Source organism: Fervidicella metallireducens AeB (genome assembly GCF_000601455.1).
GTDB lineage: Bacteria > Bacillota > Clostridia > Clostridiales > Caloramatoraceae > Fervidicella > Fervidicella metallireducens.
Genome location: NZ_AZQP01000003.1, coordinates 100,512 through 124,885, shown reverse-complemented (window position 1 = coordinate 124,885; position 24,374 = coordinate 100,512). Strand labels below are relative to the sequence as shown.

Sequence of the window (24,374 nt, the reverse complement as noted above, 5' to 3'; positions counted from 1 at the left end):
AAGGGGGTATAGGTATGCTTCTTATTAAAGATGCAAAAGTATTAACCATGGCAGGAAGAATACTTGATAGGGGAGATGTATTGATTCACGAAGGAAAGATTATCGATGTAGGACAAAATTTATCTGCAAATTGTGACGTAATCGACGCAAAGGGTATGTGGGTTTTACCAGGCTTTATAGAGGCACATTGCCACATAGGTCTTGAAGAACCATATGCAGGAGCTGCAGGAGAAGATGTAAATGAATATTCTGACCCAATAACACCCTATCTTAACGGACTTGATGGAGTTAATTTTTATGAAGAAACCTTTGATATAGCCTTAAAGGCTGGGATTACAACTGTCTGTACAGGGCCTGGAAGTGCAAATGTTGTAGGAGGAACCTTTAGTATCATTAAAACCTATGGAAAAAGTAAATTTGATATGATTATTAAGGAAAAGGCGGCCATGAAAGGAGCTCTTGGAGAAAATCCAAAAAGGGTTTATGGCAGCAAGGGAAAAACACCTGTTACAAGAATGGGTATTGCATATTTACTAAGGGATATATTGAAGAGAACACAAAATTATATGAAGAAAAAAGAAAAAGCCTGGAAAAGGGAGAATTTTTTGATGAGGATATGAAATTTGAAGAGATGATACCAGTTTTAAAGGGTGAAATTCCATTAAAACTCCATGTACATAGAGCTGATGATATTATGACTGCACTTAGAATAGCTGATGAGTTTAATATTAAAATAACCTTAGATCATTGTAGTGACGGTATTTTGCTGATGGATGAAATAAAAAACAGAAACTTACCTGTTATAATAGGACCAACCATGACTTTTAGAAAAAAGGTTGAAACTAAGGGGAAAACCTTTAAAACTGTAAGGGAATTTATAAATAACGGTATTTTAACAGCTATAACAACGGACCATCCAGTAACCTGCATAGAATATTTACCCCTGTGTGCAGCACTTTCTGCAAAGGAAGGATTAGACGATATAAAAGCACTCGAAACGATAACAATAAATCCTGCAAAAATATTGGGTATTGATAACAGAGTTGGATCAATTGAAATTGGAAAGGATGCAGATTTAGTGATATTTGACGGGAATCCCCTTGAAATAAAAAGCTCAGTAAAATATGTTATTGTTAATGGCGAAATTGCATATAAGTAAAAAAGTGATGAGAAATCATCACTTTTTTGTTAAAAAAGCTAATATAAATAAATTTTAATACGATAATAAGTTTGAGTAAATAATTTGTTAAAAGGCGGGGGAGTTATGGCAAACGCAGAGCTGTTTTACAGTATAACATCACAAAATAGTAAAGCAATTACTTCATACAATGAAACCCTTGATTTTTTTAAAGAAGAAATAAAAGATATTGTCAAAAAAATATACTATTCTAAGGATGAATTTATAGCAAAAGAAGGTTTAAAGGATGATTATATATATTTAATCGAAAGAGGAAAGGTTATTTTAACAAGAAAGGATTTAAAGGATAAGGAACACACCCATGGATATCTAATGGCAGGTGAATTTTTTGGAATATCAAGCATGATAGATATGACTCATACATCAAATTATAAGGCATTAACTAACTGTAGTATTTATGCAATTGATAAAGATTATTTAAAGGATTATATGGACAACCATCTTGAATTTAATATTATCTTTAATAAAATTCTTATCAATGCTATGAGAAGTTTTACCAAAAGACAAGGCAACCTGATGATGGGGGGTTGTAGGTCAACCTTTACTAATTTTGTTATAGAACATTTTAATGATTTTGGCAGAATAGATGATGAAGGTAATGTACTTGTAACACTAGATGTAAATCTATCTGAAATTGCATTGATTTTAAACATGACCAGAGAAACCCTATCAAGGGTAATTGCAGAGATGAGAAAAGAGGGAATAATAGAAACTAAGAGAAGATTTATTAAGATTATGGATCTACAAAGATTTGTAATATAAATTAGAAATTTCAGTAAAACTTATTGAAAAAGTATCTATAAAGTATTATCATAGTATTATAATCTTCAGGGCAGGGTGTAATTCCCTACCGGCGGTAAAGCCCGCGAGCCGAAAGGCATGATCTGGTGAAATTCCAGAGCCGACAGTTATAGTCTGGATGAGAGAAGATGGAGTGTTTACATGCCGCTGAAGGATTTCAGTGGCTTTTTTATTGCTCTTGCCCTGGGTAAAAGGAGGAGTATTATGAAAAACAAAAAACTAGTAAAGCTAATCAAGGTAGGGGTTCTGGCATCAATGGCATTTATATTGATGTTTTTTGAATTACCGCTGCCCATTTTCCCAAGTTTTTTGAAGCTGGATGTAAGCGATGTGCCTGCGCTTTTAGGTGCCTTTGCAATGGGGCCACTGGCTGGTGTTCTAATTGAACTTATAAAAAATGTATTACACTTTACGGTAAAACCTGGGATGTTAGGGATTGGAGAGCTGGCAAACTTTATTGTAGGTTCAGCTATGGTTGTAACTGCAGGAAGTTTATACAGACATCAGAAGTCAAAAAAGAATGCCCTGATAAGCTTATTAGCAGGGGTTCTAGTAATGGCACTTGTGGCTTCAGTAGGAAATTATTACTTGTTTTTGCCGTTGTATGAGAAATTTTTAGGATTCCCAATAAGTGCAGTTGTTCAGATGACAGCAAAGGTTAATAGTGCAGTAAAGGATCCTTACACACTTATAGCATATAGCATAATGCCCTTTAACCTTTTAAAGGGGACTGTTATATCACTTATTGTTTTCTTAATGTATAAAAAGGTTTCACCAATTTTGCATAAATAATATAAGGCAGGATATATCCTGCCTTATATTATTTCCTTTAAAATATTAACTGCGTTATTGCAAATATCTCCATTTGTTGCGGAATTATCTATTATTTTTAGAGCGTCATCTTTAGACATACCCTTTCTATATGGTCTATCTGCAGTTAAAGCTTCATACATATCACAAACGGACATAATCCTTTCCTCTAAAGAAAGGTTATTGCCTTCAATGCCAAAGGGATAACCCCTACCACTAAGCTTTTCATGGTGATTGGCAGCCCAGTTTGTTATATCACTAAAACCGTTGATTCTTGATAGTACAGCCCTTGTATAATATGTATGAGATTTCATAATAGTAAATTCTTTATCTGTTAATTTGCCGTTTTTGTCCAAAATAGAATTAGGGATTGCAAGTTTTCCAATATCATGCATCAATGCTGAGATCTCAAATCTTGTCTTTTTGTTTGTATTAAATCCAAGATAATCTGAAGCATTTGAGATTAATTTTGTTAAATTTGTTGAATGTTTAAAAGTAAATGGGCTTTTTGTATCTATGATATCAGCAAAAACCTGGGCGATGTTTTTTAAATCAATTAAACCTATAAATACTGAAATATTAGGACTTACCTTCTCAATGATATCAGGTAAAGAACTTATATTTTCAATATCCCACCAAAATGCATCTTTGCTTTGTATTTGAAGAAAAATATCAAAAACATATGGAGCAAAGATATGTCCTTCATTATCCTTCAGAAAGGATAATATTTTTTCTCTTTGTACATAATTGGGTTTATTATCGTTGTAAAGAAGCTCAAATGTGTCTGCCAGCCTTATAATCTGAGAAATCAAAGGGATTTCATCACCTTTTAGCCCAAAGGGACCAGAACCATTATAATTTTCATGGTGGAATTTAATATATGAGGAAACTTCATCATCCATTAAAGGCAATTTTTTAATCAAATCGCTTCCCTTCATGGAATGCTGGATGACAAAGCGTGATTCAGTATGAGATTCATCTATAAACCCTGCTGCTCCAATGTCGTGAAGGGAAGAAGCAATAAATACTTTTCTTAAAAAGTCATTTTCCTTTGACATTTCCAGAGCCAGCTTTAATGAAATATAACTTGTTCTTTTTGAATGATTTAAGAATTTATGTTTTGTATTTATTTCAGAGAAAGATTTAAAAAAATCATTTTCCATAGAAATACTTGTTTCTGCTAAATCTATAGCAAAGGATAAAGCGGAAATTAATTGAAATAAATTTATGTTATCCATGTGCCCTCCTATAATTTTATAAAAAATACAGTCGATATATACAATATAATAATTTAATTCTACAAAATAATCTAGTATAATATAATTATAGATAAATATTATTAATTAATTTTAAATATTAAATAATATTTTTTACATGGAGGTGTTATTTACATGAAAGGAACAGCTGTTTCAACATGGATTAAAACATGTAGAAAACTGCATAATGATGATATTGTTAACAGAGCATTAGAGAATGCAGGTTTACCTAAGGATAAAACATTTTCACCAATAGAAGATGTTGAAGATGACAAGGTTAACAGAATTATGTCATACATATCAAAGGAGGCAGGAATTACAACCGGGCAATTATGGAGGGCTATTGGTAATGAAAATATATCAACATTCTCAAAGGATTATCCTGCATTTTTCAAACATGATAGCTTATACAGCTTTTTAAAATCAATGTATGATGTTCATATGGTAGTTGTTAAAAGAATTCCAGGAGCAAAGCCGCCGATATTAAGCTTAGAGCCTGTATCAGATAGAGAAGCTGTATTTACGTATAATTCAAAGCGTGGAATGTTTGACTATTTCCTTGGTTTGATAGATGGAGCCAGTAAGCATTATAAAGAGGTTATTAATATTCAGGAGCTTTCAAAGACATCAGATACATTAAAGTTGAAACTTACTTTTCAGAATGAAATATATTTAAGAAAAAGATATGGACTTAATAAGTTTATATCATTTGGATTCATTAAGGATATAAGTGTAAAAACAGCATTACTTGCATCAATAATATTCTTTGGTATTACTTTTGGACTTAGTGTTATTTCCAAGGATATAGCACTTTATACTTCATTTATAACAGCTCTAATTTCTACAATAATAGCATCAAAGTTTATAAATCGTCCTGCAATGGCTATTATAGAACAATTGGAGCTTCTGAAAAAGCATAATTATGCTGAAAAGGGTAAAATAGAAACTAATGATATATATGAAGAAATATACGATCTGATAAATTCATATAAAGACAGTGTAAGGAAGGATTTTGTTGGTTTCAAGGGTTTAACCGACGAGATGACAACATTCAGTACTACATTGAATTCAATATCAGATAAAATGAGTCATACTTCTGAGGAAATTTCAGGGGTTGTTGAACAACTGGCAACTGCTGCTATGATGCAGGCGGAAGAAACAGAGTCTTCAGTTGCTCTGCTTAATACAAATGTAGAATCTATTAAAAATGCTGTTCAATTAGAGATGGAGAATAAAGAAGAACTTGAGGATGCTGTGGAAAAAATAGAGACAAGTTTTAGAAATGTAAAAGTAACCGCTGACAAGTTAAATGGAATTTTAGAAAGTTTTGGTATAGTTAAAAATAGCAGTATAGAACTTCAGGAAAAGGCAAGGGGAATAAACGAGATAGTAGCTTTAGTTTCATCTATTGCCTCACAGACAAACCTGTTAGCTTTAAATGCATCTATTGAGGCGGCAAGGGCAGGAGAAGCAGGCAGGGGATTTGCTGTTGTAGCAGATGAAGTTAGAAAGCTTGCAGAACAATCTCAAAGAGCTGTTGATGACATAAATTCAAATCTTATGGAGTTTATTACGAGGGTTGAAGGCCTTGTTTCAGGAGTTGGAGAACAATTTGATGTGTTGAAGGAAGAAAACATAAAATTAAATGAGGCGGTTAAGGGAAGCAGTGATGCAAAGGATAAAATAAAACAAGTAACAGAAAAGATGATAGAAACTTCAAATAAGCTGGAGCAGGAAACAGATTCTATTTCAAGTGTTTATGAAAAAATAGAATCACTGGCAGCAATAGCAGAGGAAAATTCTGCATCTTCTCAGGAGGTAAGTGCTAATGTCAGCAGTTATACCGAAGAAATTAAAAAATTAACTAACAGTATAAATGAGTTTAAAACAATTACAAAGCATTTCAGTGAAGATATAGATGTATATAAAATCTAGTTTTTAAGGTGCCTTAAGGCACCTTTTCTTCTTATCAGCATTTAAATTAGATATGTTCTTTTGTGTTCTTTCACGTTGCAGTATTTATGGTTAAAATATATAATGTATATTGATTATACAAAGGTTGGTGTAGGAAATGAATATAATAACAAAAAGTCCAGAGGAAACATATGAATTAGGAATTAAGATTGGGAAGAATTTAATAGTTGGGGATGTTATATCATTAAATGGGGATTTAGGTGCTGGTAAAACCCATTTGACAAAGGGTATAGCAGAAGGAATGGGTGTTAAGGATTATATTACTAGTCCAACATTTACAATAGTAAACGAATATTGTGGAAGGTTGCCTCTATATCATTTTGATGTTTATAGAATAGATGATATTCAGGAAATGTATGAAATTGGTTTTGATGAATACCTATATGGAAACGGAGCATGCATTATAGAATGGGGAAACATAGTTAAGGAGCTGTTGCCATCAAATACTATTTATATTAACGTTTATAAGATAGATGATACAGTGAGAGAGTTTGAAATTAAAAGTGATAGAAATCTTGAATTTCTTAAGGAGATGAGAAAATGAGAATACTTGCAATAGATTCTTCAAGTAGTGCTGCAACTGTAGCAGTGCTAGATGATGATAAACTGCAATCAGAAATTTTTCTAAATCACAAGCTTCAGCATTCAACTGTTTTATTTCCAATGATAGAAGAAATATTAAAAATGTTAGACTTAACAATTAATGACATAGATGCAGTAGCGGTATCAGGTGGTCCTGGGTCATTTACAGGGCTTAGAATTGGGGTTGCTGCGGCAAAGGGGATAGCCCAAGGGGGAAATAAAAAGTTTTTAGGTATATCCAGTTTGGATGCAATAGCCTTTCAACAGGTAGGTTTTGAGGGAATAATCTGTCCAATAATGGATGCTCTAAGGGATAATGTATATACAGCATTTTATACATGGCAGAATAGAGAGCTTTATAAAATTTCAGATTATCAGGCATTACATATAGATGAAGTAATGGATAGTCTTAAAGACAGGACAGAAAAAATTATTTTCTGCGGAGATGCAGTTGAGCTGCATAAAGGTAAAATTATTGAGAAATTACAAGATAGGGCTGGTTTTGCACCATTTTCTACTAGGATGCCAAGGGCATCTTCAATAGCTGAATTGGCAAAAATCAGATTGTCAAAGGGAGAAGTAGATAATATATATACATATAGCCCAATATATTTAAGAAAATCCCAGGCTGAAAGGGAATATGAGAGAAAGATGGGTGTTACACTTGATTGATTTTAAAGTTCTTGATATGACCTTAGATCATGTAGATGAAGTGGTTGTAATTGAAAAACTAAGTTTTAAAACTCCTTGGTCAAGGGATGCCTTCATATCAGAGTTAACTAGAAATAAATGTTCAAGATATAAGGTTATAATTATAGATAATAGAGTCGTTGCATATGCTGGACTATGGGTAATGCTTGATGAAGGTCATATAACTAATATTGCAGTTCATCCAGATTACAGGGGATTTGGACTTGGTAATGTTTTAGTTGAGGAATTGATAAAACTATCACGTGATGAAAATTTAACTGCCATGACATTAGAGGTCAGAGTAAATAACCTTCCTGCTATTAATTTATATAAAAAGTACGGCTTTAAGGAAACTGCTATCAGGAAGGGCTATTATCATGATACGAAAGAAGACGCTTTGATTATGTGGAAATATGATATAAATTAGTGAACATAATTAGATGATTATGCCAATATACTAGTTCAAGATATATTTTTCTATAGCGTTTATTAGACGATGGAGGGGAGGGTTTTTTATGTATGTTAAGGCTTTAATGCTTGAGGCACATGAACTAATAACGGTATCACCAAATGATACCCTCAAGGATGCCTTGGAGAAAATGAATTTAAGAAATTTTTTATCAATACCTGTAATTGAAAATAGAAAATTTTTCGGAGTAATCTCCAGGGAAAAGATTTATTCACAATTTTTTTTATGTGGCGGGGAAAAGGATGAATACTTAAAACAAACAAAGGTTACTGAGTTAGTAAGAGGGGATATACCAATATTAAAACCATATGATGATATTGAGAAAGCAGCACATTCCTTGGAAATTTACGACGTTCCATTTGTTGCCATAGTAGATGATAAGAATGAATTTAACGGGATTATAACCCATTATGCTATCTTTAAAGCATTTAAAGAAATAATGGGTATAAACAAAGGTAAAAAACTTACGGTTATAGCTTATGATATACCGGGACAGATAACTAAACTTTCAGAAATAATAACAAGACTTGGTGGGGATATTATAAGCTTTGTTGTTATTGATCCCAAAGTTAAAACTGATGTTAAGGAAATATCACTTCGAATTAAAGCAGATAATTTTATTGAAATATCTGATGCCTTAAGGAAGGCTGGATTTAGAATACAATAGATTTGGCAATAAAATGTGAAAAGACCAAGGACATTTAGTCCTTGGTCTTTTCGGGGGATATAAGCCATGGGAAGCTATTTCATTATGATTATTGACATTAATTAAATAATTTATTCATGGTAAATTTAAAAAAATTTATTGAAATAATGATGAGTATAATCTATGGAGGGATAATAAAAAAGAAGGGAATGAATATATTGAAAAATCCTACAACAAAGTAAAGATTTTTAAAATAGAAATAGAACATGCAACAGCAAAGGGACGAATATAAGTGATTGTCATTTAGAAAAATAAAAAAACCGCAAAGTCTTTACTTTGCGGTTATAATTATCTCTTAAATTGGCAGGGGCAGTAGGATTCGAACCCACAACCAATGGTTTTGGAGACCACTACTCTACCGTTGAGCCATGCCCCTGCGACATGATTTATTATATAATACTTTTATTGAATTTGCAATAGGTTATCACCAAAATATTTTTAGAAATTCTACATCCTTCTACCTAAAATTTACAAAGGGGTTTCAAATCATCTGAATCATTGAGAAAGTCTATTCAAGGCCTCATCAAATAGTTTTTGAATTAAATATTCAAATGCTTCCTTTGAAACAACAGTTTTAACCACTGAAGGAAGTTTATCGTATTGTGATAAAACCCATTGAAATTTTTCTTTACCTTCCTTTAATGACAGTTCTTCAGCTTTTTTCTCCACATAAAGCATTAATTCTAAAGCAATTTTCTTAGCATATGTTTTATTGGCGAAATAGTACACCACTAGTATTATTATTATCGATAAAACACCCCAATAAACCATGCTTAACACCTACCTTTCCATATATAATATGACAAATATAAGGAAAGGCTTCATGATTTTTACAGAGAAACCTAGTTGATTTTAGAACCACAAAATGGACAATAAACATAATTGTTATGGATATTACTTCCACATACAGGACATATGGATTTATAATTATCATCTGCCTTGGTTATATTTTCAAACTGGTTAAAGTCCATTGTGACATTCCCTTCCCCCTCTAATTTTCCACCTATGTCTAAGGGTATTTCCCAAATATTATTACAGCATCTTGAAATCAAGAAGTATTTTTTGTTCCATTTGAATAAAGGAATAAAGAAAATATGAAAGAAAGTGTAAGTTTTTATCAGCTTATAGGAGGTAAGAGAACCGCAGTTATTGCACAAAACATTTTTTATATCTTTTATTTCTTTCTCTTTATTTTCAATACCGAATATACCAATAAAAAACATTGGAACACCGCCTTGTCATAATGATTAGGTAACCATTTAATTATAACATTTTAAAGGTCATATTTTAACATACATAGTGAATAAAATCTGTGAGAAAAAGTATTAGAGAACTTAGAAAAAAGTCTAAATTAATAATTTCTTTCAACAGAATAAAAGTAATTTTGCCATTTATACAAAGAAACCAAATTTATTGTGTTGTATTTCACAAAAAAATGATAATTACCCGGGAAATTGTCATAATAAAGCTTAAAAATTAGATATGAAAATTATATTGATAAAAAATATATTAATTTGTAATAACTGTAACTAAATTTTAACCTTATAATCATAAAATATGATATTATGGTAATATAACCATAACCTTCCTTTATTTTAATAGATTTAATAATCAATGTCTTGGGGGTGATGATGTGGAAGAAATAATAAGAGTAAATAACTTAAGGAAGGTATACCGAATGGGGGAAGAAAAGGTAATAGCCCTTGATAATATAAATTTAACTATAAAAAAAGGAGAACTGTGCTCTATCTTAGGTACCTCGGGTTCAGGAAAATCAACACTGTTAAATATGCTTGCTGGACTTGAAAAGCCTTCCAAGGGTGAAATAATAATAAAAGGTAAACACTTGGAGAAAATGAATGAAAACCAGGTAACAAAATTCAGACAAAGAAATATTGGTTTTGTTTTTCAGTCATATAATTTACTTCCCAATTTAAATGCTTTAGAAAACGTTACATTACCACTTATTTTTGCAGGCATTCCAAGGGCAAAGAGAGAAAAAAAGGCAAGGGAAATTTTAAATGCTGTGGGATTAGGGAATAGATTGTTTCATAAACCCTCACAGATGAGTGGAGGACAGCAGCAGAGGGTAAGTATAGCCAGGGCACTGGTATCTGATCCTGAAATTCTCTTTGCTGATGAACCAACAGGAAACCTAGATACCAAAACTACTTTAGAAATCATGGAGCTTATTACAAATATGGTGAAGGAAAATGCACAGACCTTAATTCTGGTAACACATGATGTAGAAACTGCTTCCTTTGTAAATAAAGTAATATATGTTCAGGACGGAAAGATTTTAAAAATAAATGAAAAATTCAGTGAAGAAGGGAAGAAAGAATGAAAAGGATAATAAGTAAGATTTTAATTTTTATAATTGTTTTTTGCAGTTTTACAGCTAAGATTGTAATGGCAGAGGAAACCAATGATATCGTAGTTGATGGATATTCGGTAGATGCAGGAACCATAATGAAGGGATATGAATTCAATATAACCTTGAATTTGAAAAACGTAGGAAGTGAAGACGCAAAGGATGTTCAGATAATAATAGAGCCAGGATCATATTACTCTAAAAGTTATGGAAGAATAATCGATACTGGGAAGATAATACCTGCAAATTCAAGTTCCGTTCCAATTAAATTTAAGCTTGTATATAATGGCGGAGAAGACACTAATTTTCATTTTATTGTAAAATATAATGGCGATAAACAGACATCAAACTATGTTGGGATAAATGCAATTCCAGACAGTAAAAATAATAATCCACCATCAGTTGATACAAACAAAGTTGTGCCAAACCTTTCTTTTGGTGATATTGAAATGCCGCAAGTAGAAGCAGGAGAAATATTAAAACTTGATTTATCATTAAAAAATCTTTCTTCAAACCAGGCACTTAATGTTATTGTAAAACCATTGTTAGGAGAAAACACTGTATTTCAGGTAAACAAGGGCAATTTAGTTCAGAAAATTGAGCAATTAAATTCTAGTAAACCTTTTAATATGAGCTATTCTTTTATTGTTAAAAAAGATGCTAAGGCTGATACATATCCCATAACTTTTAAATATACATATGAAAATGCCTTCCATGACAAATTCGAAGACAGTGAAACAATCTATGTTAAGGTAAATAATATATCTGAGACAAAGTACGTAAGTCTAACTATTGACAATGTTAAAACAAGCTTAAACGATATAAAAGCCAGAGATATATTTGAAATATCCTTTGATGTACTGAATAACGGCACAGAAACAGCTGAAAATTTAACTGTTAATGTGGATGGGGGAGATTTTTTAATATGCAGATCTCAAGATATAAAGTCAATAACAAGGATTGATGCAGGTAAAACATATAATGTAAAATTTATGTTTCAATCTATAGCTAATATTGAAAGTAAAAATTATCCAATAAATATTGAAATCCAATATGGTAAACAGAGGGAAAACGTTATAAAGAAAAAGATCAGTGTGTTTATTTCAAAGGAAGAAACAGCCAAGGGAGTACCCAAGGTTATAATAAGCAGCTACAAAGTAACTCCTAGCATTGTAAAGGCAGGAAATAATTTTGATTTAGAAATGTCATTTTTAAACACAAATTCAACAAAAACTGTGAAAAATATAAAAGCATTTTTAACAGTTGACGAGAAGAGTAGCGAAACAGGAAATATTTTTATGCCAGTAAACAGCAGCAACACTTTCTATATAGATGAGATTTTACCTAAGGAGAGTATAACAAAGAGTATAACTATGTGTTCAGTACCAGATGCAAAGCCAAAGACATACACTATAACAGTTAATTTAGAATATGAAGGTTCAGATGGTACAGCATACACAGCGCAAGAGCTAGTTGGGATTACTGTAGAGCAGAATTCACAGCTTAGAACAGGTGAGATACAATTGCCACCTGAAGCATATTTAGGACAGCCCTTTTCAATTTCAATAGATTTCTACAATACAGGAAAAACAAAAATGAGTAATTTAATGATTAAAACTGAAGGTAATTTCAAAGTATCAAAGTCAAGTCAATATATCGGAAATTTTGATATTGGCAGTAGTGATACATATGAGGTTGAGATAATCCCAAGTTCTTCAGGAGATTTGAGGGGACGGATAATATTTGTTTATGAAGATCCAAAGGGGAATCAGGAGGAAGTAATTAGAGATTTCACTTTAAATGTAATAGATGCACCACCAATGGATCCGAATTTCAATGGGGGAGAGATTCAACAGGAGCAAAGTCCTAAAAAACTTAGCAGGAAAACAATAATTATAGTATCAGTTTCTTCATTGGTGGTTTTAATTGCATTGATAATAATTGTAAAAAAAGTAAGGTCAAGAAAGAAAGGTTTTGAGTTAGATGAATAGCATTGATTTAATGAAATTTGGATTCAAAAACCTGTTTAGAAGAAAACTGAGAACCTTTTTAACAACACTGGGAATAGTAATAGGTACCCTTGCAATTATATCAATGGTATCTTTAGGAATAGCCATGAAGGAAAGTTATAAAGAAAGTATTAATTCTATGGGTAGTATAAATGTAATAACTGTCAGGCCTTCATATAATTCTTCTGGCTTTAACAGCCAGTCTAAAACTCTAAATGACAAAGATGTAGCAACCTTGGGAAAGTTTAATGGTGTTGAAGCTGTTATGCCAATTTTATATACTCAGGCTCAGTTGAAATCAGGGAAATATGTAGCATATGTTACTATTATGGGGATAAATCCAGATTTAATGGAAACATTTGAATTTAAAATAGGAGAAGGCAGGCTTTTGAATGTTGCAGATAAAAGTTGTTTGGTTTTTGGGAGTGAGGTACCCTATTTCTTTCAAAATCCTAAACAAAACGGTAATTTTTATGGTAATTATGGAAATCAAAAGAGAAAGGCAAATGTAAATCCTTTAAAAGATAAGATGTTAATGACCTTTGATATGGGTAGTGAAATAGATAGACCACCTGTTCAGATTGAAAATAGTATTGAACAACAAACAAGTATAGCCAGCAGAAAGAAGATTGATAATACTTTAGTTAAGGGAATTGGAATTTTAAGTCCGGGACAGAATGAAAAGGATTATAATGTTTATATGCCTCTTGATGAGGTTAGAGCATTAAAAAAAAAATATGATAGATCAAGGGGCAATAAGATTTCAAACATTGGCTATGAGGAGATAAGAATAAAGGTTAAAGACATTAAAGATATAAAAGAAATACAGAATAGGATAAAGAAAGCAGGTTATGAGGCAAGCAGTCTCTTGGATATAGCTGAACAAATGAATAAATATGCCAATACGTTGCAGCTTATCTTTGGAGGTATAGGAGCTATTTCTCTTTTAGTTGCAACAATTGGTATAACAAATACAATGGTTATGGCGATATATGAAAGAAGAAAAGAAATCGGTGTTATGAAAGTTATAGGAGCTTCCTTAAAGGATATTAAAAGGATGTTTCTCTTCGAATCATCTGTGATAGGATTAATGGGAGGAGTTTTTGGATTAATTGTCAGTATACTTACTTCAAAATTGCTTAACCTATATGGTGGAAGATTTTTTGGAGAAGTTATGTATACAGGCTCAAAGATATCTATAATACCTATGTGGCTTGCACTAGCTGCAGTTTTGTTTACTACATTAATTGGATTAATTGCAGGTTATCTACCGGCAAGACGGGCAATGAATATAAGTGCTTTAGAGGCAATAAAGACAGATTAAAATAGGGGGATTATATCCCCCTCAGCCGTTGAAAAAGTTATATATTGATTAGCCCCATGAAGGATTTCATGGGGCTTTTTCATACTTTAACTAACAATCAGGTTTGTCAACAATCTGAGGTGGAGAATATCACCCTATCTTTTTAGAAAGTGCCTTTTCTTTTTAGAAAAAAGATTTTTAATATCAGAAACAACATCCACAACTGATGACAAAGAGGCAATTAACGATTCAATATCATTAGTTGCTGCAACTTCATCGTTTTTTGAAAAGAATCCATCAACCTTATCAACTTTATCTTTAAGGCTGTCAGTAATACCTTTGATATTTTGACATATTTCGGGTAAAGATTTTATCGTTGAATTAATATCAGACTTATTAGATTCTAGGAGTGAATTGAGATTAGAAATTGTCTGATTTAAATTTTTCAGGGTAATAACTATATATGTTGCTACTATTACAGCGATAACTACCAAAATACCTATAATAAGACTATTCCATGTAATTGTAATTCCACCGGACATATTATTCAACCTCTTCAGGTACTTCAGCAGCTTCTAAGACTGCATCTTCTATATTATCATCACTGGAAATAACAGCAACTGGCTCTTTTTTAACAAGTTTTTTGGCTTCATTAACTATTTTGCTACTAGCGTTTTTAACTTCATCAGCAGCTTTTTTAACACCTGATGTTACGTTTTCTTTTATTTCATTTCTTGTTTCTTTTCCTGACTTTGGAGCAAAAATCAGCCCAGCTAATGCACCAATTGCAGTTCCAGCTGCAGCTCCAATAGCTAGTCCCTTTGCAAGGTTCTTTTTAGCCCTTTTCTTTCCGTTAATGTCAAACTGAATTTTTTTTACCATATAAAACCCTCCAATCTTTTCTATATTGTATCATTTAGGGAAATATTTAGCAACAAAATATAACTATTGGAAAAAATAAAAAATATAAAAAAAAGCCCGGGGGGATCCCGGGGTAAATGGGTAAATGGGTTGGGGTTTATTTGTTGCCGCATAATTAGTGTAGCATAAATTATTACTAAAGTGTATTAAGAATTTGTAAAAAAATACAGAATTAAGTCGAAATTGGGTTTCAAATGAGTCTGAAATACTTTTACATTTTTTAAGTTTATATCTATAATATAAGTGAAATAAATTATAGGAGAGATAAGGTATGAATGATATTATAACACTTGGTATAGAATCAAGCTGTGACGAAACATCAGCAGCAATTATTTTAAATGGCAGGGAAATTTTATCTAATATAATATCTTCCCAGATTGATATACATAAAAAGTTTGGAGGTGTGGTACCTGAGGTAGCATCAAGAAAACATGTAGAGGTTATAAGTAACGTAATAAATGAGGCAGTTAAGGAAGCTAACATAAAACTGAATGATGTAAACCTTGTTGCATCTACATATGGCCCAGGGCTTGTTGGGGCTTTATTAGTAGGTTTATCAGCAGCAAAGGGGATTGCAATGTCTCTAAACAAGCCTTTCATTGGTGTAAATCACATTGAGGGACATATTTGTGCTAATTATATAGCTCATAAGGAGCTTGAACCGCCTTTTACATGTCTTGTTGTTTCAGGTGGGCATACCCATCTGATATACGTAAAGGATTATGGAGAGTATGAAATATTAGGCAGGACCAGAGATGATGCTGCTGGGGAGGCTTATGATAAAATAGCCAGAGCTATTGGATTAGGGTATCCTGGGGGGCCCTTAATAGATAAACTTGCTAAAGAAGGCAATAAATTTGCAATAGAGTTTCCTAAGGTGTATTTGGAGGATGATAGCTTTGATTTTTCATTCAGTGGGCTGAAGTCAGCTGTTTTGAATTACCTGAATAAAATGAATATGCAGGGACAAGAAATAAATAAAGCAGATGTTGCAGCCAGTTTTCAACAGGCAGTAATTGAGGTTCTTGTAAACAAGGCAGTTAAAGCTGCAAAATTCAATAAGACTGATAAGCTTTGTCTTGCAGGTGGGGTTGCTTCAAACTCGGCTCTCAGGGAGGAATTAGTAAAACAATGTAGAAAGGAAGGTATAAGTCTGTTTTATCCACCAGCAGTATTATGTACAGATAATGCTGCTATGATTGCCTGCTGTGGATATTATGAATATATTAAGGGAAGAACCTCTGCATTTTCCTTAAATGCAGTACCATCCCTTAAAATAGGGGAAAGAGATTAATTTTATGTTAGTAATTTGTTAATAAATCTGTGCATAAATAATTGGGGTTGTTGATAAAAATCTGTGGATAATGTTTAATAATCCTGTGAATATATATAAATAAAGGGGATTTACCTGTGGATAATCCTGTGGAAACTGTGGATATTAACATAATTTTGTGAATATTTTAGACTAATATCTAGGGCTGTGACAATAGCATTTTAAGTTGCTAATGAGCAGCTCTTTTTTTATAGATATTTTTGAGTCTAATAGACTTATATGCTTTAGAAGTTTTTTATAAATTAATTTAGTTAAATTCATAAAAATAGTAAAAAAATTTTAGTAGTTTTATGAATAAAAAAGTAGAATGTGAATATAATCATATAGGTAGATAATTTGACAAAGATAAACAAACAAGCAGGAATTTAGACATAAATGTAGAATATATGCAGGTAAGGTCGTTTTAGGGGGAATTGTATGGAAGTGAGGAAATTTTTTCGGGATGGTCTTAGATATAGTATGATCTGTACATCAAGCGACAATGGTTATGACATAATAGCTGAATATATTTTTTGGGCAATGGAAAACAGAAAAAAATGCTATTATTTTATTGATCATGACTGTCAGATGGAGCTGGACTTTTACCTAAAAAAATATGGTCTTGATATTAAAAGTATCATTGAGAATAAGTCTTTTGTGTTTGAGTCTGCTTTTGATTTTTTCATCGCTAAAAGGACATATATAAGACATGAAAATGTTATTAACTTAGTAAATGAGGCTTTAGAAGAGGGGTATTCTGGGGTTGCGGTTATATCTGACAGGGATTGCTTCTTTTGTCAAGGCCTTGTAGAAAGTTTATATGAGTATGAAAAGGCTTTAAACAGTATTTTTTCCAATTCGCCAATCAGTGCACTATGTTGTTATAATATTGATAAGTTTGGTGTGGATTCAATATTTGCTCTGAAGCATGTAAATCCTAATTTTGTGTATAAAAGTGACAATGAAGTCTTTATTCATAATGATAAAGAAGTAGTCTTTTCTCCTGTTGAGTCTGTATCTGTTGTCTATAACTTTTTAAAAAGACGTGAAAAGGTGTTAAGAGAAAAGAAGATTTATGAATTTATCAGCAGATTATCAAGGGAGATTTCATATAGAAAAGATGAAGAAGAAATATTCGAAATCTCTTTAAATGCTATTTGTAAGGCTTCATATGCAGATTACGGCTTTGTGGTAATACTGAAAGAGAATAAGCATGATGAACATAAATATATTAAATCCAATATTCCTGATCAAATTAGCAATACATATATAGAAAGAATAATTAAAAAGCTAAAGAATCAGGAAGAGATTTTATCGAAGGTTAACTACCTGATAGTAAAAAAAGATGACTTTGATGATGAATTGATGGAATTGTATGGGAAATACGGTATTCATACAAGCCTTGCAATCCCATTAAGACTTAACAACAATTTATATGGATATATGTGTCTTGCAGCAAATAGCAGATATATTTCAGTTGAAGAAAATTCTGAGTTTTTATTTAAGATTAGTGAAAGCATTATACAAATTTTAGAGGAACATAGAAGATATAAAAGAATACAGGAAAGTCTCATCCAATCAAGGAAGATGCAGATATTAGGAGAATTTACAGGTGGGATAGCCCACGAGTTTAACAATGTTTTAACTCCTGTTTTAGGATATATACAGATTTTAAAAAATGAGATAGATAACCCCCTGTTGTTAAGATATGTTGAGATGATTGAGGAAAGTGCAAAGGATGGTACAAACATTGTAAAAAGGATACAGGAATTTTCAAAGGCTAGAAAGAAAATCAAGGAACTTGTTGATAAAGACAGAGCAATTATACAGGCAGTAGAAATAACAAAACCAAAATGGACCTTTGAGTCTCAACTGGCAAAAAAATATATAGATATTAATATGTCATTGGAATCCAACGGATTGGTAGAGGGAGTTCCCACTGAAATCAGAGAAATATTTATAAATTTAATCTCAAATGCAGTTGATGCTATGGTTGATGGAGGAATTATAAGTATAAAATCGTTTAACGTTGATAACCATGTTACTATAATAGTTAAAGATAGCGGTATTGGTATTGAAAAAGAAATAAAAGATAGAATTTTTGAACCTTTTTTTACCACTAAAAATGAAAAGGGAAATGGACTTGGACTTTCAATAGTTTGCAATATCATAAAACAGATGAAGGGAACAATTGAGGTTGAAAGTGAAGTTGGAAAGGGCTCAAAATTTATAATAAAATTGCCACTGAAGGCTGGAAACTTAATCAGCAGTCAACAAAATAAAGATATTTTAAGTATTGATAAGTTAAAAATATTGGTTATTGATGATCAAAGGGCTGTTGCACAGACGGTTGCAGAAATGTTAAAATCTATGTCCCATGATGCAGTCTATGCAACTGATGACAATGAAGCGATTGAGAAATTCGATAATGAAGATTTTGATTGTGTTATGTGTGATTTTGCTATGCCCAATTATTCTGGTCTGCAGATTGCTGAAAGGTTTAAAAATAAAAAACCATTGGTACCCTTCATTCTTATGACTGGCTGGATGGGAAAATTTAAGGCTTTAGATTTAAAGAAGATTGATAAGGTCATTCAAAAACCCTTTACAATACAAGAACTCCAAAGCGCTTTAAGTGAGGTAACATCAGGAATAAAAAAGGAAGCATAACAAAAAAGGCAGCCTACAAAATTTGAAAATAATGTGTGGCTGCCTTATAATTATTATTCTTCCAGGACTATAAGCTCTTCCCATCTTTCTAATAGTTTTTCCAATTTTTCTTTGGATGCAAGGATTTTCTTATTTATTTCCAATGACTTTTCAGGGTTGGAGTAAACCTCCTCCAAGCACATTTGCTCTTCTAAATATTTTATTTCATTTTCAGTTTCTTCTATTTCTTTTTCAATATTTTTAATATCTCTTTGAATCTGCTTTTTTCTCTCCTGGGATTCTCTAAGTTTCTTTCTTTCTTCTTTAATTTCGGTTTTAGTTTTACCTGTTGTATTGATTACTATTTCATCATCTGATGCATTTTTTTTATCCAAATAATATTGAAAATTTCCAAGGTATTCTGTCAAACCATTTTCATCAAGTTCAAGGATACGATTAATAACTTTGTTTAAAAAATACCTGTCATGGGATATAACAAACAAAGTACCTTCATATCCAGATAATGCCTTTTCCAAAGCTTCTCTCGATAATATATCCAGGTGGTTGGTAGGTTCATCAAGGAGAAGAAAGTTGGACTTTGAAAGCATTAATTTTAAAAGGGAGAGTCGTGCTCTTTCTCCACCAGATAATTTATCTATAGTTTTAAAAACGTCATCACCAGTGAATAAGAAAGCAGCAAGGTAGTTTCTTATCTCAGTTACTGTCATATCAGGATAAGCATCCCAAAGTTCATCTAAAACTGTTTTGTTTAGACTTAAATCTTTTTGCTCTTGATCATAATAACCAATATAAACATTCTTTCCTAATTTAACAAGCCCGCTATCGGGGGAGAGATTGCCGCAGATTATTTTAAAAATCGTACTTTTTCCCTTTCCATTTTCTCCAATCAGGGCAACCTTTTCTTCACGCCTTATCATAAAAGAAAGATTTTCAAATAAAAGATTTTCACCAAATGCCTTTGATAAATTTTCGGCAATAAGTACATCATTACCGCTTTTGAATTTTACTTCGAAATTAATCCTGGCTGCTTTAGTATCAACAGCAGGTTTATCTATACGCTCTATTTTTGCAAGCTGTTTTTCTTTGCTCTCCGCTTGTTTAATACTTTTTTCCCTGTTAAAAGAACGATACCTTTCAATTATTTCTTCAAGGCGTTCAATTTCTTTCTGCTGAAGCTCATACTCCTTTAGTTTTTGTTCATATCTTTTATCCCTTTCATTAATGAAGTAAGTATAATTTCCGTTATATTCCTCTATCATTCCCTGGGTAAGTTCTAGTGTTTTAGTAGTAATAACATCAAGGAAATATCTATCATGGGAAATCAATATAACTGTTCCTTTATAATCCTTTAAAAAACCCTCAAGGAAATAAATTGCATCAAGATCAAGGTGATTTGTAGGCTCATCCAGCAGAAGTATTTCCGGGTTTGACAGCAATAACTTTGATAGAGCCACCCTTGTTTTCTGACCACCAGATAGATATTTAATTTCCTTGTTAAAATCTTCAGGTCTAATTCCAAGACCAACTAATACTCCCTTTGCAAAGCTCTCACAGCCATAGCCGTTCAGCCTTTCGAATTCATCTTGAACATGTCCATACTCCTTAAGAAGCCTGTTATGTTCAGCTTCATTTTCCAGCATTTCAGGTGTGGACATAAGTATTTCAAGTTCTCTTAACCTTGCTTCTAAGCTCTTAACATGGGAATAAACCTTCATCGTTTCCTGAAAGATAGTTAATTCATCCTCAAGATCAAGATTTTGTGACAGATATCCAATGCGTTTTTCCTTTGCAATAAATATATCACCGGTATCAGGTGTTAATAACCCGCATAAAATTTTAAAAAGCGTTGTTTTACCAGCCCCGTTTTTACCTACAAGACCTACTTTTTCATTTTCATTTATTGAAAAGGTTATATCTTTAAGTATTATATCAGTCCCATAGGACTTTGAAACTTTATTCAGCGATAGAACATACATAATAAGTAACACCTCAAACTAAGTTTTTTGCTATAATCAATATATATAATAACATAAAGGTTTAAAAAATTATATATATCGGATATTTATAACGATATAGCATGATATTAGTTTAAAATACACGAATTGCAATATTTCTTTTAAAGTATTAGAATATAATATATAATTTAACTGTTGGTTGTTAAAATAATATCGCATATGATAAATAAAGGAATAGGGAGTGAACCTATGAGCAAAGATACAAGAATTTCAATGGCTGTTGTGCGAAGATTACCTAAGTATCATAGATATTTAGGGGAATTATTGAGAAACGATATAGATAGAATATCATCAAAGGAACTTTCAGACAGGATAGGTTTTACTGCATCACAAATAAGACAGGATTTAAATTGCTTTGGAGATTTTGGACAACAGGGTTATGGGTATAACGTAAAAGAGTTGCATAATGAAATAAGTAAGATACTTGGCCTTGATAAGCAATATAATACAATAATAATTGGAGCAGGGAACATAGGCCAGGCTGTTGCAAATTACAGCAGTTTTGAGAAATATGGATTTCATTTAAAGGCTATTTTCGATAAAAATCCAAAACTTGTTGGAATAAAAATAAGAGATATAGAAATTCAGGATGTTGATGAACTATCCTCATATCTTGATAACAATAAAGTGGATATAGCAATCATATGTGTACCAAGGCTTCATGCCCAATCTGTTGCGGATATTTTAGTAAGCAAGGGGATTAAGGGAATTTGGAATTTCGCACCAACAGATTTACAGGTGCCTGATGATGTTATTATTGAGAACGTACATTTAAGTGAAAGTCTGATGACTTTAAGTTATAGATTAAACGAGAGAAATCTATTTGAAGATTAATTGAAATGCAGACTAAAGTTCTGCATTTTTTGGGCTGTTGAAAAATTATATATTGATTAGCCCCATGAAGGATTTCTTGGGCATCCCTTCATTTTGCCAAGTAATTCTAAGTTTTTCTTTGTTTGAAAAGTCCTACCCTCGGGATGCCATCGTCCTGATGGCCCCTCAGCTCGGCACGTCCTGTGCCGATTTACGGACTTTTTCAAAGTCGAAAACCTAAGAATTGCTAAAGCTCATGAAATATGCCTTTTTGAAATCCTTTCATGGGGCTTTTTCATATTTTAACTAACAATTAGGTTTGTCAACAATCTGTAAAATGCAGACTAAAGCTCTGCATTTTTGTTTTAAATTTATAAATAATTGTTGAAATTTGTATTAATAATGATAATTTTAGGAATATTTAATTATTAAAAAGTTGAAAAAAAATTCAGTGAATAATATAATGGAATTGTGGAAGAAAAAATATTTTTGGCGGGTGAATTGTTAGAATGTTAACAATAGGGGTGATGATATGGAAAATGTAAAATTCGAGAAATCCAATCATATTGAATTCTAACTATCTCTCGACCCAAAGCATTAAATGCATTAAATTCTAAGACATTGTTAGAAATCGATGAAGCAATTGATATTGTTTCAAAGGATAATGACATTTATGTTCTCGTTATTACAGGTGAAGGGGAAAAGGCATTTGTGGCGGGTGCTGATATCTCCGAAATGAAGGATATGAATGTATTTGAGGCAAGGGAATTTGCTAAATTAGGAAACAATGTTTTTAGAAAAATTGAATCTCTTGAAAAACCTGTTATTGCAGCGGTAAATGGTTTCGCCCTTGGCGGAGGATGCGAGCTGTCACTTAGCTGTGATATAAGGTTAGCTTCAGAGAATGCAAAATTTGGACAACCAGAAGTGACTCTTGGAATAACCCCTGGGTTTGGCGGAACTCAAAGGCTGGCAAGAGTAGTTGGGGCTCCAAAGGCGAAGGAACTTATTTATACAGGCAATATGATTACAGCAGAAGAAGCTTTGAGAATCGGCCTGGTAAATAAAGTTGTACCACAGGATAAGCTTATGGAAGAAACAATGAACATGGCAAATAAAATAGCAAACAATGCTCCAATAGCTGTTAAGTTATGCAAAGCAGCAATAAATAAGGGTATGCAGTGTGACATAAATACTGCTGTCAATTATGAATGTGAAGTTTTTGCACAATGCTTTGCAAGCAGCGATCAAAAAGATGCCATGGGTGCGTTTGTAGAGAAAAGAAAGCTAGAGGGCTTTAATAATAAATAGGGGGTTAAGTTATGGAATTCGCTTTAACAAAGGAACAGGAATTAGTAAAACAAATGCTTCAAGAGTTCGTAGAAAACGAAGTTAGACCTCTTGCAGCTGAAATAGATGAAACAGAAGAGTTTCCAATGGAAACTGTTAAGAAAATGGCTAGATATGGAATGATGGGACTTCCATTTCCAAAGGAATATGGCGGAGCAGGTGGAGATTATATAAGCTACATCATGGCTGTTGAAGAGTTAGGAAAGGCTTGTGCATCAACATCTGTTATCCTTTCAGCCCATGTTTCACTTGCATGTACTCCAATATATATGTTTGGAACTGAAGAGCAAAAGAAAAAATATCTTCCAGATTTGCTAAGTGGAAGAAAAGTAGGAGCATTTGGTTTAACAGAGCCAAACGCTGGAACAGATGCAGCTGGACAACAAACTGTTGCAAAGCTTGAAGGGGATTATTACATCTTAAACGGAAGTAAAGTTTTTATAACAAACGGCGGGGCTGCTGATGTTTTTGTTGTATTTGCAATGACAGACAGAAGTAAGGGAACTAGAGGTATTTCTGCTTTTATTGTTGAAAAGGAATTTGAAGGTTTTTCAATTGGTAAAAAAGAAGACAAGATGGGTATCAGAGCTTCATCAACTACTGAATTGATTTTCAAGGACTGCAAAGTGCCAAAGGAAAATCTTCTTGGAAAAGAAGGAAAAGGTTTTTCAATAGCAATGGCTACACTTGACGGTGGAAGAATAGGTATTGCTGCACAGGCATTAGGAATTGCTGAAGGAGCTCTTGATGAAGCAGTTAAATATATGAAAGAAAGAAAACAATTTGGAAAGCAGATTGCTACTTTCCAAGGTCTACAATGGTATGTAGCTGAAATGGCAACTAGAGTAGAGGCTGCAAAACAATTAGTTTATAAGGCAGCTTGGAAGAAACAAAATGGTCTGCCATATAGTGTAGATGCTGCAATGGCAAAGCTGTTTGCATCAGAAACTGCAATGGAAGTTACAACTAAGGTTGTTCAAATCTTTGGTGGATATGGATATACCAGAGATTATCCAGTTGAAAGAATGATGAGAGATGCGAAGATAACTGAGATCTATGAAGGTACATCTGAAGTACAAAAAATGGTTATCGCAGCAAATATACTTAAATAAGTGGGGTGGCAG

At 32.5% G+C, this 24,374-nt stretch carries 20 protein-coding genes, 1 tRNA gene, 2 pseudogenes and 1 riboswitch; of the genes and pseudogenes, 16 read left to right on the top strand and 7 right to left on the bottom strand.

Going from position 1 to position 24,374, the window contains the following annotated elements:
- The first annotated feature begins 14 nt into the window (after nucleotides 1-14).
- From Q428_RS01980 to Q428_RS01970, 3 genes and pseudogenes are all read left to right on the top strand, one after another.
- A pseudogene (locus Q428_RS01980) lies at nucleotides 15-1,159 on the top strand (amidohydrolase).
- Nucleotides 1,160-1,264: 105 nt separating this feature from the next.
- Nucleotides 1,265-1,960: a Crp/Fnr family transcriptional regulator gene (locus Q428_RS01975; protein ID WP_035377684.1), complete on the top strand. Its 696-nt coding sequence runs from the start codon at nucleotides 1,265-1,267 to the stop codon at nucleotides 1,958-1,960.
- Between the two features lie 57 nt (nucleotides 1,961-2,017).
- Nucleotides 2,018-2,133: riboswitch (FMN riboswitch) on the top strand.
- A gap of 70 nt (nucleotides 2,134-2,203) precedes the next feature.
- The gene (locus Q428_RS01970; RefSeq protein ID WP_035377705.1) at nucleotides 2,204-2,791 is read left to right on the top strand and encodes an ECF transporter S component; all 588 of its coding nucleotides are present in this window, start codon (nucleotides 2,204-2,206) and stop codon (nucleotides 2,789-2,791) included.
- 23 nt (nucleotides 2,792-2,814) lie between these two features.
- Here the strand turns inward: Q428_RS01970 and Q428_RS01965 are convergent, their stop codons facing one another.
- Nucleotides 2,815-4,047 carry an HD-GYP domain-containing protein gene (locus tag Q428_RS01965; RefSeq protein WP_035377682.1) on the bottom strand — a complete coding sequence of 411 codons (1,233 nt, stop codon included), beginning with the start codon at nucleotides 4,045-4,047 and terminating at the stop codon, nucleotides 2,815-2,817.
- Between the two features lie 153 nt (nucleotides 4,048-4,200).
- Here Q428_RS01965 and Q428_RS01960 point away from each other — a divergent pair, with 153 nt between their 5' ends.
- The 5 genes from Q428_RS01960 (at nucleotide 4,201) to Q428_RS01940 (ending at nucleotide 8,447) form a co-directional block, all read left to right on the top strand.
- Nucleotides 4,201-6,000, top strand: coding sequence for a heme NO-binding domain-containing protein (locus Q428_RS01960; protein WP_035377680.1), 1,800 nt, complete (start codon nucleotides 4,201-4,203; stop codon nucleotides 5,998-6,000).
- 136 nt (nucleotides 6,001-6,136) lie between these two features.
- A complete protein-coding gene (tsaE, locus tag Q428_RS01955) occupies nucleotides 6,137-6,583 on the top strand; it encodes a tRNA (adenosine(37)-N6)-threonylcarbamoyltransferase complex ATPase subunit type 1 TsaE (RefSeq protein WP_035377677.1) in 447 nt (148 codons plus the stop codon).
- Nucleotides 6,580-7,293: a tRNA (adenosine(37)-N6)-threonylcarbamoyltransferase complex dimerization subunit type 1 TsaB gene (gene tsaB / locus Q428_RS01950; RefSeq protein WP_035377676.1), complete on the top strand. Its 714-nt coding sequence runs from the start codon at nucleotides 6,580-6,582 to the stop codon at nucleotides 7,291-7,293. The genes tsaE and tsaB overlap by 4 nt, the downstream gene beginning before the upstream one ends.
- Complete coding sequence (gene rimI / locus Q428_RS01945; protein ID WP_242847748.1) at nucleotides 7,286-7,738, top strand: ribosomal protein S18-alanine N-acetyltransferase; 453 nt, start codon at nucleotides 7,286-7,288, stop codon at nucleotides 7,736-7,738. The genes tsaB and rimI overlap by 8 nt, the downstream gene beginning before the upstream one ends.
- Nucleotides 7,739-7,826: 88 nt before the next feature.
- Nucleotides 7,827-8,447 carry a CBS domain-containing protein gene (locus Q428_RS01940; RefSeq protein ID WP_035377674.1) on the top strand — a complete coding sequence of 207 codons (621 nt, stop codon included), beginning with the start codon at nucleotides 7,827-7,829 and terminating at the stop codon, nucleotides 8,445-8,447.
- A gap of 340 nt (nucleotides 8,448-8,787) precedes the next feature.
- On the opposite strand, the gene Q428_RS01935 is transcribed toward Q428_RS01940, so the two are convergent.
- The 3 genes from Q428_RS01935 to Q428_RS01925 form a co-directional block, all read right to left on the bottom strand.
- Nucleotides 8,788-8,862 (bottom strand) — tRNA-Trp (locus Q428_RS01935).
- A gap of 119 nt (nucleotides 8,863-8,981) precedes the next feature.
- Entirely contained in the window at nucleotides 8,982-9,257 is a 276-nt protein-coding gene (locus tag Q428_RS01930; RefSeq protein WP_051514812.1) for a hypothetical protein, read from the bottom strand.
- 71 nt (nucleotides 9,258-9,328) lie between these two features.
- Nucleotides 9,329-9,709 carry a zinc ribbon domain-containing protein gene (locus Q428_RS01925; protein WP_035377672.1) on the bottom strand — a complete coding sequence of 127 codons (381 nt, stop codon included), beginning with the start codon at nucleotides 9,707-9,709 and terminating at the stop codon, nucleotides 9,329-9,331.
- Nucleotides 9,710-10,119: 410 nt separating this feature from the next.
- Here Q428_RS01925 and Q428_RS01920 point away from each other — a divergent pair, with 410 nt between their 5' ends.
- From Q428_RS01920 to Q428_RS01910, 3 genes are read left to right on the top strand one after another with little or no spacing between them, the layout of a single operon-like run.
- A complete protein-coding gene (locus Q428_RS01920; RefSeq protein WP_035377671.1) occupies nucleotides 10,120-10,830 on the top strand; it encodes an ABC transporter ATP-binding protein in 711 nt (236 codons plus the stop codon).
- Nucleotides 10,827-12,848, top strand: a complete 2,022-nt coding sequence (locus tag Q428_RS01915; RefSeq protein ID WP_035377668.1) for a COG1361 S-layer family protein — start codon at nucleotides 10,827-10,829, stop codon at nucleotides 12,846-12,848. The genes Q428_RS01920 and Q428_RS01915 overlap by 4 nt, the downstream gene beginning before the upstream one ends.
- Entirely contained in the window at nucleotides 12,841-14,190 is a 1,350-nt protein-coding gene (locus Q428_RS01910; protein WP_035377666.1) for an ABC transporter permease, read from the top strand. The genes Q428_RS01915 and Q428_RS01910 overlap by 8 nt, the downstream gene beginning before the upstream one ends.
- 134 nt (nucleotides 14,191-14,324) lie before the next feature.
- Here the strand turns inward: Q428_RS01910 and Q428_RS01905 are convergent, their stop codons facing one another.
- Both Q428_RS01905 and Q428_RS01900 read right to left on the bottom strand, forming a co-directional pair.
- Nucleotides 14,325-14,711, bottom strand: a complete 387-nt coding sequence (locus tag Q428_RS01905; protein WP_035377665.1) for a DUF948 domain-containing protein — start codon at nucleotides 14,709-14,711, stop codon at nucleotides 14,325-14,327.
- A gap of 1 nt (nucleotide 14,712) precedes the next feature.
- A complete protein-coding gene (locus Q428_RS01900) occupies nucleotides 14,713-15,051 on the bottom strand; it encodes a YtxH domain-containing protein (protein ID WP_035377663.1) in 339 nt (112 codons plus the stop codon).
- Between the two features lie 310 nt (nucleotides 15,052-15,361).
- Here Q428_RS01900 and tsaD point away from each other — a divergent pair, with 310 nt between their 5' ends.
- Entirely contained in the window at nucleotides 15,362-16,384 is a 1,023-nt protein-coding gene (gene tsaD / locus Q428_RS01895) for a tRNA (adenosine(37)-N6)-threonylcarbamoyltransferase complex transferase subunit TsaD (RefSeq protein ID WP_035377661.1), read from the top strand.
- A gap of 456 nt (nucleotides 16,385-16,840) precedes the next feature.
- On the top strand, nucleotides 16,841-19,072 hold the full coding sequence (locus Q428_RS01890; protein ID WP_035377659.1) for an ATP-binding protein: 2,232 nt from the start codon (nucleotides 16,841-16,843) through the stop codon (nucleotides 19,070-19,072).
- 53 nt (nucleotides 19,073-19,125) lie between these two features.
- Here the strand turns inward: Q428_RS01890 and abc-f are convergent, their stop codons facing one another.
- The gene (gene abc-f, locus Q428_RS01885; protein WP_035377657.1) at nucleotides 19,126-21,048 is read right to left on the bottom strand and encodes a ribosomal protection-like ABC-F family protein; all 1,923 of its coding nucleotides are present in this window, start codon (nucleotides 21,046-21,048) and stop codon (nucleotides 19,126-19,128) included.
- Nucleotides 21,049-21,276: 228 nt separating this feature from the next.
- Between abc-f and Q428_RS01880 the strand changes: the two genes are divergently transcribed.
- The 3 genes and pseudogenes from Q428_RS01880 to Q428_RS01870 all read left to right on the top strand — a co-directional run bounded on the left by Q428_RS01880 (nucleotide 21,277) and on the right by Q428_RS01870 (nucleotide 24,362).
- Nucleotides 21,277-21,921 carry a redox-sensing transcriptional repressor Rex gene (locus Q428_RS01880; RefSeq protein ID WP_035377655.1) on the top strand — a complete coding sequence of 215 codons (645 nt, stop codon included), beginning with the start codon at nucleotides 21,277-21,279 and terminating at the stop codon, nucleotides 21,919-21,921.
- Nucleotides 21,922-22,432: 511 nt separating this feature from the next.
- Nucleotides 22,433-23,211: pseudogene (locus tag Q428_RS01875) on the top strand (short-chain-enoyl-CoA hydratase).
- Between the two features lie 11 nt (nucleotides 23,212-23,222).
- Nucleotides 23,223-24,362, top strand: a complete 1,140-nt coding sequence (locus Q428_RS01870; RefSeq protein ID WP_035377653.1) for an acyl-CoA dehydrogenase — start codon at nucleotides 23,223-23,225, stop codon at nucleotides 24,360-24,362.
- Nucleotides 24,363-24,374 lie beyond the last annotated feature (12 nt).